General features: G+C 55.3%; 9 protein-coding genes. 6 read left to right on the plus strand and 3 right to left on the minus strand.

All coding sequences use genetic code 11. The annotated features are described in order from the left end of the window. Window positions 1-174 precede the first annotated feature (174 nt). Together ACQZ2L_RS05590 and ACQZ2L_RS05595 are read left to right on the plus strand one after the other, a co-directional pair. Window positions 175-1,416: a hypothetical protein gene (locus ACQZ2L_RS05590; protein WP_430325110.1), complete on the plus strand. Its 1,242-nt coding sequence runs from the start codon at window positions 175-177 to the stop codon at window positions 1,414-1,416. A gap of 44 nt (window positions 1,417-1,460) precedes the next feature. Continuing rightward, the gene (locus ACQZ2L_RS05595; RefSeq protein WP_430325112.1) at window positions 1,461-2,360 is read left to right on the plus strand and encodes a hypothetical protein; all 900 of its coding nucleotides are present in this window, start codon (window positions 1,461-1,463) and stop codon (window positions 2,358-2,360) included. Between the two features lie 49 nt (window positions 2,361-2,409). Here ACQZ2L_RS05595 and ACQZ2L_RS05600 read toward each other — a convergent pair whose 3' ends face one another. Then, window positions 2,410-3,303: a LysR substrate-binding domain-containing protein gene (locus ACQZ2L_RS05600; RefSeq protein ID WP_430325114.1), complete on the minus strand. Its 894-nt coding sequence runs from the start codon at window positions 3,301-3,303 to the stop codon at window positions 2,410-2,412. Window positions 3,304-3,419: 116 nt separating this feature from the next. Between ACQZ2L_RS05600 and ACQZ2L_RS05605 the strand changes: the two genes are divergently transcribed. Both ACQZ2L_RS05605 and ACQZ2L_RS05610 read left to right on the plus strand, forming a co-directional pair. Then, window positions 3,420-4,619: an MFS transporter gene (locus ACQZ2L_RS05605; protein WP_430325116.1), complete on the plus strand. Its 1,200-nt coding sequence runs from the start codon at window positions 3,420-3,422 to the stop codon at window positions 4,617-4,619. Between the two features lie 12 nt (window positions 4,620-4,631). Further along, window positions 4,632-5,357 carry an SDR family oxidoreductase gene (locus tag ACQZ2L_RS05610; RefSeq protein WP_430325118.1) on the plus strand — a complete coding sequence of 242 codons (726 nt, stop codon included), beginning with the start codon at window positions 4,632-4,634 and terminating at the stop codon, window positions 5,355-5,357. Window positions 5,358-5,722: 365 nt separating this feature from the next. Here ACQZ2L_RS05610 and ACQZ2L_RS05615 read toward each other — a convergent pair whose 3' ends face one another. Next, complete coding sequence (locus ACQZ2L_RS05615) at window positions 5,723-7,867, minus strand: DEAD/DEAH box helicase (protein WP_430325120.1); 2,145 nt, start codon at window positions 7,865-7,867, stop codon at window positions 5,723-5,725. Window positions 7,868-7,934: 67 nt separating this feature from the next. Then, entirely contained in the window at window positions 7,935-9,596 is a 1,662-nt protein-coding gene (locus tag ACQZ2L_RS05620; protein ID WP_430325122.1) for a dsDNA nuclease domain-containing protein, read from the minus strand. Window positions 9,597-9,864: 268 nt separating this feature from the next. Between ACQZ2L_RS05620 and ACQZ2L_RS05625 the strand changes: the two genes are divergently transcribed. Next, on the plus strand, window positions 9,865-11,247 hold the full coding sequence (locus ACQZ2L_RS05625; protein ID WP_430325124.1) for a hypothetical protein: 1,383 nt from the start codon (window positions 9,865-9,867) through the stop codon (window positions 11,245-11,247). A gap of 117 nt (window positions 11,248-11,364) precedes the next feature. Next, window positions 11,365-11,862 (plus strand): hypothetical protein, encoded by a 498-nt coding sequence (locus ACQZ2L_RS05630; protein ID WP_430325126.1) that lies wholly within the window; start codon window positions 11,365-11,367, stop codon window positions 11,860-11,862. The last annotated feature ends 245 nt before the right edge of the window (window positions 11,863-12,107 follow it).

Below are 12,107 nucleotides of genomic sequence, written 5' to 3' on the forward strand. Positions count from 1 at the left end.
GTTTACTATACATCCTAACATCCCATGTATGAAACCCTTCGACGATGAAGGGAGGTTCATGAAAGACGAGAGGCCGCATCAGTTGCTTCGACGAGCCTTCATTCGCCAGATGCATGTTTTCACTAGGCAAAAAGCCAGTATGATCTGGGGTTGCTCTTCTTCGAGGTGTTCAGGATGTTCATTTCGCCAGCGGCTGACAGTTATCTGTTTTCCAGCAATCGACTAGACGATTTGCTGCTTCAGGAACGAGGGAGGATACCCACCGAGGTGGAGCGGCTGGATGCGAATCGCCTGCTCAACACTGCGCCTGAGGATCTGATCGCCTACTTGGTGCAACTTGGCACGGTCGAGCCGATCACGCTGCGCCGGGATGAGTGGTACGTTGACACCGAAGAAGTCCATATCGATGTCCGGGGTGATTCCCGCCGATACATCCGTGACATGAGCCGACCTGCGCTCGTGCCTGGGGAGCGTGTGACGGTTCATGTCCCGTTCGATGGCCCTGAGCTTTTCTTCTTCTGCCAATCGAATCAGTGGTCGACCAGTCCGCCGCGCGGAAAGGTGGCGGGGAGTGAGCTGATCCTTGAGTTCCAGTACCCCTCGGACTCTCCTCGCGAAGTGCGTCCGGAGGTTGATCGCGTGCTGGCTGATATCCAGCAGTATCTGGGGTGGCAGGATAGCCAGATCAACGCCCACAACGCGTCCTTGCACCAGTTGGCCGCGCAGGTGGTGAATGATCGCAGGGATCGATTACTCGCCAAGTCCCAGCGCACCGCAGCCCTGGGTATCCCTGTTCGACAGCGCTCGGATGCACCGAAGACCTACGCTGTCCCTACTGCTCGCCGCAAGGCCGCCCCCACGCTGCCACCAGCCACTTCCAAGCCCTTCGAGCCGGAACCTACCTGGGCGATGGATCAGTACGAACATGCGCTGAAAATAATGCAGGACATGGCATTGGTCATGGAGCGCAGCCCAGCCGCCTTCAAGTCCATGGACGAAGAGGCCCTTCGACAACATTTCCTGGTTCAGCTTAACGCTCAGTTTGAGGGCAAAGCCTCAGGCGAGACCTTCAACATGAGCGGTAAAACCGACATCCTGCTGCGTGAGGGGGATCGCAACGTTTTCATCGCCGAGTGCAAGTTCTGGAAGGGGCCCAAGGCCTTTGGGGAGGCCATCGACCAGTTGCTCGGCTACACGACCTGGCGGGATAGTAAGACGGCGATTTTGGTGTTCAACAAGGGCGTTGATACGAGCAAAGTGTTGGCTGGCATCGATACTACTGCCCAGGCGCATGCGAACTTCAAGCGTAAGGAGGCCTACCGGCACGAAAGTGGCTTCCGCTATGTTTTCCACCAGCCGGATGACGCTAATCGCGAGCTGATCATCACCGTGCTCGTGTTTCACGTACCATCCTGACCAGCCACCTCGACCAATCCTCTCTGAGAAGTGATTTTGACGCAATGAAAGCAGTGCAATGGACAGTGTTTATCGACATGCTGGGCTTCAAAAAGCTGAATTCGGCAGTGAGATCTGACGAGCAGGCGCAGGATTTGCTCGACTTCATGACCGGGAACCGGGAGGTGTTGCTGGAGCTTGAGGCTGGGGTGGAGCAGCGCTACAAGCAGGATTTGTTTTTCAACCTTTACGAGTGGTACGACGCAAAAAGCGCCTTCATTTCCGATTCGATCGTTGTAACGTTCAAACCCAAGGAGGTGGCTTGGGAAACCAACTCCGACAGGGTTCTCATGCATTCAGCAAACGCGCTGATGATCATCATGATGAGGCTCGGGGCGTTGATGCACAGATGCTTGCTGGACAAGAAAATCACTTTCCGGGGTGGCATCTCCACCCAGTATTGCGACATAAATGAGAGTTTTGCGGTTGGCGCAGGGCTCAGCGCAGCCAATGAAGCGGAAGGCAAGGCCGTTTATGCCCGTCTTGCCCTGGCCGACGATGTCGTGCGTAACACGGCGCTGATGGCATGGATCCGCAAGCTGTTTCGTGGGATGTACGGTGACTCAGAGTTCTTGGTGGAAGAAGACGGGGTGACCTACGTTAACGCACTCGACTTCATGCTCGCAGGAGGAGACATGAGTACACCCGCCGTCTCGAATGCTATTCGATTGCAAGAAGGGCGGATTGCTGTGATGGCCACGCGGCAAAAAAATGAGGTGTTCCTCAACGCTCAGAAGGCTCTGGTAGTCGAGATGATCCGGGACTTCTATGCGGCCTACCGCAAAAATTATGCCGATGAGGACTGCCGGAAGGGCAACCGTCGAGTCCTGGAAAAATATTTCTGGCTTCGTCGCTATCACAACGCGGCGGTTGAGAAACGCCGGCTTCCAGGCTTTGCATTCTGAGCCCTCTCATCGTCCTTCCTGATCGTAAGGAGTTTGATCTTGCCACTGGCTATGGGGCGAGCTGAAACTCCACGCGATGACTTAAGTGGTTCTTCAGGAACTCGGCCAGGGCCCTCACGCGCTTAGGCAAATACTTGGCAGACGGGAAGACCAGGTAGAACTCGAAGCTTTCGGTGGGGTGCCAGTCCTCTAGGATGGTCACGAGCTGGCCGCTGTCCAAGGCTTGCTGGCCGTAGTAGCTCGGCACCTGGATGGCGCCCAAGCTCCTCTGAGCTGCCGCAACGAGGGCGATGCCGTTGTCGCTGGCGAACCTCCCTCGTGGATTGACCGTTTTGCTGATTCCGTCCTTCTGGTAGTACCACCGCCTCCCAAGCAGAGGCAGGCATTTTTCATCTGGCAGATCATCTGGCGTAGCGATCTGTCCCAGCGCGTCCCGCAGGGCAGGGGATATCAGGGTGCGCAGCGGGATGTCGATCAGCTTTCGGGCAATTAGCGCTGAGTCCAGCAACGGGCCTACCCGGACACACATATCCACGTTCTCGCCGACCAAGTCGACGTTGCGGGCCGTGACATTCACGTTCACTGAGACGCCGGGGTGCTGTTCGCCGAATTCAGCCAGCAGCGGCAGTATGTAGTGCTCCGAGAAGTGGCCGGCCAGGCTGATCTTGATCGATCCTTGCAGCTTGCTGATGCCTGACTGCATCGCATCGAGGCTTTCCTCCAGGCCATCAAGTAACCCCCTGCAGCTCCGGTAGAAGATCTGTCCTGACTCGGTCAGCGTGCATCCGCGAGCCGTGCGCAACAGCAGTTGCTGGGCCAGGCGTTTTTCGAGCGCTGCAACCTTCCGGCTGATATTGGCGACCGAAGTGGAAGTAGCCTCGGCGGCTGCCGAAAAGCTTCCGCAGTCAGCCGCTGCTACAAATTCAGCGATGCCATCGAGCATGCTTAGCTTTACCAAGCTGTAAACCTCCTTCTCATTCCTGGCCTACCTCATCGATTTCGGAAAACTTACGCTCACCATATGTGAGTCATCCCGTCGATGCCAGGAGTTTGAGCACCATGCCATTTGTGATCTATGCATGCGCCTTATGCGCGTTTGCCTTCGGGCTGAGTGAGTTCGTGGTCATCGGATTAGCCCCCGCATTAGGCGCTTCGTTCGATGCTGTCCCGGCTGAGGTCGGGCAAACCGTTACTTGGTATGCCCTCGGAGTCACGTTGGGTGGGGCGATCCTCACGGCGCTGACCTCCAGCATGTCCAGGAAGCGGTTGTTGGTTGGGGCTGTCCTGCTTTTCAGCCTCGTTCACATTGCGATGGCCATTGCGCCGACCTTGCTGTCAGTCGTTGCGGCGCGCTTTGTTTCTGGCCTGACACACGGGGTGTTTCTTGCGGCTGCTGCCGCGACAGCCGCCCATCTGGTCGGATACGAGCGGGCAGGGAAGGCTGTGGCTCTCGTGTTCAGCGGCTTGACCATCGCGTTGGTGTTTGGGGTGCCGTTAGGCGCCTATCTCGGCGAGCACCTGAGCTGGAGGATAGTAATGCTCAGCGTGGCCGTGTTTGCGTTGGTCGGTGCCGCCATCCTCGCGAAGAAAGTCCCCTACGAGCCTGGCGTGAAAGCTGAGGTCACTCTGGCGGAGCGTTTGGGGCTGCTGTGGAAGCCTGAGTTGCTGGCCGTATTGCTCGTCACGGTGCTGAGCTACACCTCGCTGTTCACCTTCTACACCTACATCGCCGCTTTCATGGCTGAGGTGATGCACGCTTCGGAGGTCTTCGTAGGGCTTGCGTTACTGGCCTTTGGGGTGTCCGCAGTAGCTGGAAACCTCTTCGGCGGATGGCTACGTGACGGGATCGGATCGTTGAATGCCTCGCTCTATGTCGTGAGCGCCCTGGTGGTGATCTCAGTGTTGATCGCCCTTTTGATCGCCTTGCAAGTCGGTGCAGCCAAGACCGAAGTGCTGGTCATGCTGGTCTTGGCGGGAGGCCTGGGGTTCGTGGCGTTCGCCGCTGTTGCGGTATTTCAGTCACGGATCATTGAGGTCGCCCAGGAGATCGCACCCCACAGCAGTGATGTTGCGTCTGGGCTGAATATTTCTGGATTCAACTTGGGCATCGTCCTGGGCTCACTGCTGGGGTCAGCGGTGATCTCTCATCTCGGTATCACATATCTACCTTACTGCTCCGCGCTGGTCGGGCTGGCTTCGCTGCTGGCCCTCGGTGTGCAGCGCTTTTCTGAAAAACGAGTCGCCAGCGCGGCCTGCTAAAAGGGAAATACCATGAGCATCACGAAACAACGCTTTGTCATTATCGGTGGTTCGTCGGGGATGGGCTTGGCCTTGGCGAAAAAGGTGGTTCAGGCAGGAGGAGAGGTCGTACTTTGCGGTCGGAGCTCCTCCAAGTTGGAAGCTGCGGTGTCTACGCTGGCCGAGCTGGGAGGCGTCGCGAGTTACCAGGCATTCGACGCCAGTGTCAGCCAGGACGTGATCAATGCCTTTATCGCAATCGGCACCTACGATCATCTGGTCGTGACCGCTGCAGACTTGACCTTCGCACCGTTGGCCCAGCTGAACACCAACGACATTCAACGCATGCTGAACTCAAAGTTCTGGGGGCCTGTAAACGCCGCGAAATACGGCCTAAACCTTATCAACCGCAAAGGCTCGGTCACCTTCTTCTCTGGCTTGGCGGCCTACCGTCCAGCGGTGGGTACTACCATCGTCGCAGCGTTGAATGCGGGCCTTGAAGGCTTTGCGATGGCTCTGGCGTTGGAGGTCAAACCGCTGCGCGTCAATGTGATCTCCCCAGGCGTTGTTGATACCCCAACATGGAGTTTCCTCAGCGATGAGGAAAGGGTAGGTCTCTTTGATGACGTAGCAAAGGGTTTGCCAGTAGGCCATGTCGGGCGTGCCGAAGACCTAGCCGGAGCTGCTCTGTCCGTGGTGGAGAATCCCTTCATCAATGCCACCGTTCTGCACGTAGATGGCGGAGGACGAGTTGCGTAATAGATGATCATCCACTGTATAGCTGAAGCCTGAAAACGGGTCATGGCTGTTTGATTCTTGTTAGCAGCCAGTCCAAGTCAGCTGGGTTCGATCTCGCCGAAACGGCAAGCTAGGTCAAAGCCGAAATCATGCCCTAGGTGGAAAAGGCATTTGTCCGTTCAACACGTGCATCGATATGTGAGAATTTTTTTCTAACCCCAGCGGAATCCGATGAGAGCCGATGTCTTAGGCTCCCTTAGGATCGCCCACAGATGACACACACTGAAGGCGCCGTGCACTGCAATCGAGCTAGCCTTACCTGACGGCGGATAATTCCAGACCGGCTGTGCCTGTGCTCGCAAGACCGGGAAAAGGCGAAGCTGCGGCTAGATTTCAGCTACCGCCCAGCTCATTAAATCCTTTTCAAATCCGGACAGCTTGAGGTCTCCCAGGCGTGGTGCCAACGCGCGGAGTTTTGCTAAAAGATCATTTAGATTCTCCGACGGGAGAAGTCGATGCTTTATTTGAGTTGAAATCTGCGTCGGTATTCCGTACTCGTCCAAAGCAGTGAGCAAAGGGTCGAGGAACAGATTCTCAAGCTGCTCCGCAAAGAAGCTGAAATCACCCGGCTCGAAGCCTCTCTTAATGAAGACGTCGGCCTGGATTTTGTTGATGGCCATGATGTCCCGAGGGAGTTTAAAGCACACCATATTCCTGATGAATTTTAGGCGAAGATTGATCGCCTCACTCGCCGTCTCATCTTCCTGCCGTTTGTCTACGGCCTGCGTGAGATAGCCCGGCAGATCCTTTTGCGTGCGCAGTTCGTTAATGTGCCATGCCAACTGCGAGCTTGAAGCAATCCCGTAGTCCATCAAATTACCGCCCACGAGGCTATACACTAACTCGCACAGGTAGTTGAACTGGTTTGCCTGTTCAGGAATTCCCTTCCATCCCAGCAAGGCTCGGCTGCGAGGCAGGTCTCGAATGATCGTCTCCGCGACTTCAACTTGCCGATCAATTGGGATGTGCCTGTTCTCAGTGAGAGTTGCTGGCGACAGCACTGGGTTGGCGCAGGCCTCCTGAAGCCGCCTGCGTGAGACGTCCGTGAGGTACTCGTTATCCAGTTGCAAGAGAAGCCCTAGAGGGGACTTTTCGTCCTGCAGACCTATTGGGTACTTAACAGTCAGCCCTTCTTCTAGTGGTGGCGCTTCGAGCATGAACACCTTGCCGATAAAGTATTTGTTCATACGGCCAGCACGGCCCGAGATGTTTTTATAGGTGAAATAATCGAACTTTGGTTTGTTCAGTCGGCGGTCATAAATAATCACATTCTCTGCCGACGTATTAACCCCTTCAATCATTGTTGATGTACAGATTATCCGCTTGATGACGCCGTCATTGAACAGCTTCACGATATATTGCTGCAGCGCACGCGGCACCCCGCCATGGTGTATGCCGACGCCAAGCGAAATGGCTTTGGCTACGTTCCACTCATGGTGATAGTGCTTGGAGATCCAAGCGGCGACCTCCTGTGTCTCCGGGACTGGGGCCAGCCCGGCGTCTTCGATGAGATACTCGGCCACCCGGTTTGCGCTTGGCGGTGACTGGCAATAAATCAGTGTAGGGGATCGCAGGGTCGTGACCAGTTCCAAAAGTTTTTCCTTCCGCTCCTCAGAACGCATACTGAGGCCGAAATTCTGGATGTCCACTGCAACCGTACTGTAGTCAGAGGGGATAAAGTGATACTCGTACCCCTCCAGTCCTGAAATCCTTTGAATGTGTGGGCCGAGCATGTAGAACTGTGCACCCGTCTTGGCGAGCTTGTGAAACGCCAGACTTAGGTCGACGGCACGTGAGCTTTGTTCGCTGTCGTTTGCCAAGTCAATTTTGTAGAACTCATCTAAAACGAAGAATTCAACGTCTGTCAAGTCAGGTCGCTGAAGCACCCGTTCCTGGGTGAGAAGGTAGACGTTGGTCGTTTCAGCCACAGCCTGCTGAGAGGGGTGCGTGATGAGGTTGAAATCCTTGAAACGCCTGACCAACCTGCGACGTGTTTCATCAATGAGTGCGATGGTGGGCACGATCACCACTACCTTCTTGAATCGCCGCTGCGCCAGCACAGCGTCAATGACCAGACTCTTACCCACGCTGGTAGAGGCGCTCAGGACGACATTTCGACCCTCCATGATAAGGCTGAACACGTGAGCCTGTAGGTGGTGAAACACCATCCCCTGCTCAACACCCTCAACCCTGTGAGCTTCATATGCCAGGCGATCTGAGAGCCCCAAGTTGCTTAAATGAGGGGTGATGTAAGGGAATAAGCCGACCGCTCGTACCATGTTCAGCAGCAGAGACTGTTCGACCGGATCGAATAAACTGAATTTATCGAGCGCTCGAATTACCAGGTCGCGTCCTTCCCACCCGGAATTACTTCTGTTTACCAGAGCGTTTATGGCGAGAAGTACATCAACAGGTGACCCTCCCTCGCTGTTGAGCTGGGCCAGCTTGGTTTTGATCGTATCGTAGTTCATGACCGCGTCGTTCCTTGAACTCCCAGGGATGCCGGACAAGCCAGGGATGCTTTGACCCATTGCGTTATCAACTGCATTGTTCTGGCGTTTTTTTCAATTCGTGATGGAAGGCTTCGAGCGGCTCACAACATGCGTTAAAGGCCTTCGTGAGCTGCGCGATGCTTTCCATAGGAACCAAGAAGACCATCACCTTCACCTGTTCAACATTCTCCGGAAGTTGAGTGATAAGCGCTTCGTAGTGGTTCTGAATCTCGATCTTAAGATTGTTCACATAGTCGGCGAGCCAGCCGGAGGCCAGGGCCGCGCTGTCGTAGGTCAGGAGGATGGGGAAGCAGAGCACGTTAAGCATGTCATCGACTGACGCATTGCGGTGGAGAGCCTGATTAAAGGCCTCCGCTTTCGGTTGATGGTGCAGCGGCTCGCGAAGGGCGATGATGATTTCGCGCTCCGCAGATAACACCGTTTCGGAGATCGTATCGTCAAGAACGCCACAGATCTGTTCCAGCGTCGTTTCCATGGCGTCTGCCTCAATAAGGCGAGCCAGGCCCAGCCAGAGCTGGTCATCCTGCCCAGCTTGCTGGACGATGTGGGCATTGCCGAACTCAGAAAGCTTGCCGGCGGACTTATAGAAAACCTTGCAGGCGACAGGCTCGCTGTTCTGGCGGCTGCGGAGAATGGCATGAAGAATCAGCTCAGCGATGAGCCTGTCTCGCGGTAGCTCGCTTTCACTAAACGCGTTGATCGATCGGGTTAGGATCGCTTGGGCGTTATGAGGTGTGATGTTCACGATCTCACTGGCCTTCAGCGAGAACTCAGGCAGCCACTCGATAAGATGCTTCGCAAAGGCGCCACACCGCCACCTTTTCAATCCATAGCTGACGTTCAGCCCCGAGAAGGAGCGGAGTAGGCCTTCTGGTGTGCTGGAGTGGAATTCCACCAGGAAGGGATCGGGGCGCTTCTTGTACGGTTTGGAGATCGCGGTTGCTTTGTCATCAGCCCCGTCAAGCAACTGCTTGAGGTGAGCAAGCGCGGGCTCCCTCAAGATGATTTTCTCCTGCGCCTCAGTCTTGACATTGGCCGTAGCGGCTTTGTCGACCAGCTCCAAAAAAACGTCGTAGATCGCCTTCAGCTGGGTGTAGCTGGGACGGTTTCCAAGGGTCTCAGCGAGCTGGAAAAGGACTTTGATGTTCACGGCCTCTAACGCCTCGACATCACCGTATACCTGCCAAACGAAATTCTTTGCCCAGTCGGAGAAGTCCCTTTTTTGAGGGGAAGCAAATTTTCTGAATTTATTGAATAGCGCGGTACCACGCTGGATAGTTACATCCGGTAAAACTCGCGTATCCAGCTCCTTTTTGAAGCCTTCCAGAATGTTTGCTACGTCGCGTTTGGTGACGATTCGAAAGCGAGCGGGGCCAGGGCGGACATCGCATTTCAGGGATTTGTGGACGAGCGACGAATCGGCTTTGCCGTTGTCCAGCTTGATGATCTCCTGCCAATTCCACTTCTTCTCGCCCTCCGTGGTCTTGACCTGGATGTACTCGTTCACGGTTTGCCCGCCTGCAAGGAACACCGCAACGATGTCATCTGCTGTCTCGCACTCAACCTGGTAGTAAGTGCTATCGCTAAGCATCTTGAAGATGAAGCTGACGGCCACGTGATCCTGATACTTAAAGCCTTGCCTTGCCGCAGGCCCACCCTTGTTCGATGGACTGGAAGTACGCACCATGACATCCCTGCATCGCGAAAATTGACTGAGAACCAGGCATCCGCGTGAGCTCTGCAGCTCAGACATTGTCGCTCGGCGCCTCCCAACTCTCGTTACGCTACCACTAATGGCAATTGGCCGACATCAGCATTTTTGGCATATTCTCGTTTCAGGGTGGGATCGTTCACCTCTGGCTTGAACGCGCTGAAAGCCGCTGGCTTGTTCGATGAGTGAGCGACTTGTTTGAAATGAGGATATTGGGAGTCAGAACTGCACGGAGGAACTGACAGTGGATCACGTTCGCGAACTGGAGCTCTCGCGCATCAAGGCGTTCTATCGATTGCTGGTCGACAGGCTTGGCGTGCAGGCTTGGGAGCAGCGGAAGGCTCGGTATGAGGCGCGTATTCGGAAGAAAGAAGTCACGCTAGATCTTGCACTGCCGATTGAACCACAACTATTTGTGCCAGCGGATGATGACATCGACTGGTACATACTCGCCTGCGAGCTAGCTTCCGATGTTCCGCACAGCGACTGCGCATACAGCAGCAAGCGGATCTATCCCTTCGCTATGGCAATAGGCGCCGTTGCCGAACAGCTCAGGGACATCCCCAATGTGGGAGGGGTCTTGGACAAGATGTTGGCGAACAATAACAAGCCCGACACCCAACTTTTCGAGCTGCTAACTGCCGCGTTCTATTTGAAGAATGGCTACAAGGTGGAGTTCCTGCCTGAGCTGAGCCTGACCTGGCCAGACGGGAAAACAAAGAAGACACCTGACATGCTTGTTCATGTCGGTGATGACAGCATGTATGTCGAGTGCAAAAGGGCCGCACAGCAGACCCGATACTCCCTGGAGGAGCAGGACGTCTGGGGCCAAATCTGGGCTTCGCTCAGCCGGTACTTACTGGACACTGCGCCCTGGAGCATTGTCGACCTCACGTTCCATGGTCAGGTCAAGCTGACCAGTCTCGAAGAGGTGATCAGGGTCGTGGATCTCGCTCTTCAGAAAGACGGGGCTCGGGTTAGACATGGCTCCGTCAGCGCTGCTATACGCTGGGTCGATCGAGCGCCCCTTGAGCGCCACTATCGCCGCTTCCTGGTCAGGCCAAACTGCCCGCAGCAAGAGCAGTTGGTGTTCGGTGACGTCGATACCAATGAAAAGCGCAGCATCGCTACTATCGCTCAAAGTATCGAGCGGGCGGGATCGCCGGATAGCATTCTCAACATTTTCTTGGACGACGTAGCGAGCTGCGTTGCTGCGCAATGGCGCTGCGATCACGAGATATCGCTCGGTCTTCGCTCCAAGCATTTCAAAAGCTTGATCAATGACGCCTCCATGCAAATTCCGCCCGATAAACCTGGCGTCGTTCATGTGCTGTATGAGACTCGCGATGGCATCGATATCGAAGAACTCCGGAGCGAAAAAAATCTGGACAACATCGCAGGCTATGACGCGTCCGGTACCACGGTGCTGGGCGTACTCCTGCACGGCGTGAACTACTACCCGCAGGCGCAGGGTTATCAGTGGGCAGAGACCATGCAGTACTTTTCCCGCGCACCCGATTTTATCGATCTATACCCGAGGCAGACCCTAGTGCTGTCCTCCGGCACGACACGGGAAGTGGTAGGAGATACGCACTGGGCCCAAGACAGAGCTTCGAAGCAGTCCTGATAACGCGCTTGTTGATTCCGCCGCTAAGCCAGGGCAACGTGGCGCCTGTACGATGGCGGTTCAATATCTGTGGCAAAATGGGTATCCGCTGGGGACTTGCCACTGGAAGAAAAATAATTGTCCGCATTGATGCCCCTTGAGCCGTTATTTGATTACGCGACCTTGGATAAAGAGGTCTGCGTACCGCATCCGGTCACCGGGTTGCTCAGCTATGGCTATATTGAGCCGTACAGTAGCCGTAACCTGACCTTGCCTGGCGGTGACATCTACCTGCGAGTCGGAAAGCACCACGGCTTCAGTAAAGGCTTTGGTGTTCGTCACATCTGGGAGGGGCATGCCCATGAGTTGATCAGTGCCGGCTGCTCGACGATCGAAGACGTGCCCGCTTTCGTTGCGGCTATTTTGTCCCAAGGCGCGCAGATTCTTTGCGAGGGGTTTCAAACCCGCGACGGTTACCGGCTGACGATTGTGAGAGGGGTGAGAGGGGTTGTGATCCTATCCCCGCAGCTGGATGCCAACGGAGAAAATTTCTATTCTGTCGTCACGGCATACAAGGTGCTGAAAAAGCAAAGTGCGATGAGAGTCGGCACGCTGAAAGCAAAAAAGGCGCCTTAGGCGCCTTTTCGAAGAAGTCATTGAGGGCTGGTAGTCGCAGCGCTTGCTTAGCACGTCCAGACAGTCTGCCTGAAAGGGGTCGGAAGCTAACCATTGTTGCCGGTTACCGCTACCGCACAGGTGGCGACCTGCGCAATCCACACTGATCTGCCAATATCGCCATGATCCAGATCAGCCCTGCTCTTATTGAGCCCTCGTGATCATTTTTGAGCAATGAGGGCTGCCCTGTCAACCACAGAAAGTGG

It is taken from the genome of Pseudomonas shirazensis, from assembly GCF_050496565.1.
In the GTDB taxonomy this organism is placed as follows: Bacteria; Pseudomonadota; Gammaproteobacteria; order Pseudomonadales; family Pseudomonadaceae; genus Aquipseudomonas; species Aquipseudomonas shirazensis_A.

Coding starts and splice junctions, on each gene's coding strand:
- ACQZ2L_RS05605 (WP_430325116.1), top strand. CDS start 3,420: ATGCCATTTGTGATCTATGCATGCGCCTTATGCGCGTTTGCCTTCGGG.
- ACQZ2L_RS05595 (WP_430325112.1), top strand. CDS start 1,461: ATGAAAGCAGTGCAATGGACAGTGTTTATCGACATGCTGGGCTTCAAA.
- ACQZ2L_RS05610 (WP_430325118.1), top strand. CDS start 4,632: ATGAGCATCACGAAACAACGCTTTGTCATTATCGGTGGTTCGTCGGGG.
- ACQZ2L_RS05600 (WP_430325114.1), bottom strand. CDS start 3,303: ATGCTCGATGGCATCGCTGAATTTGTAGCAGCGGCTGACTGCGGAAGC.
- ACQZ2L_RS05615 (WP_430325120.1), bottom strand. CDS start 7,867: ATGAACTACGATACGATCAAAACCAAGCTGGCCCAGCTCAACAGCGAG.
- ACQZ2L_RS05590 (WP_430325110.1), top strand. CDS start 175: ATGTTCATTTCGCCAGCGGCTGACAGTTATCTGTTTTCCAGCAATCGA.
- ACQZ2L_RS05620 (WP_430325122.1), bottom strand. CDS start 9,596: ATGGTGCGTACTTCCAGTCCATCGAACAAGGGTGGGCCTGCGGCAAGG.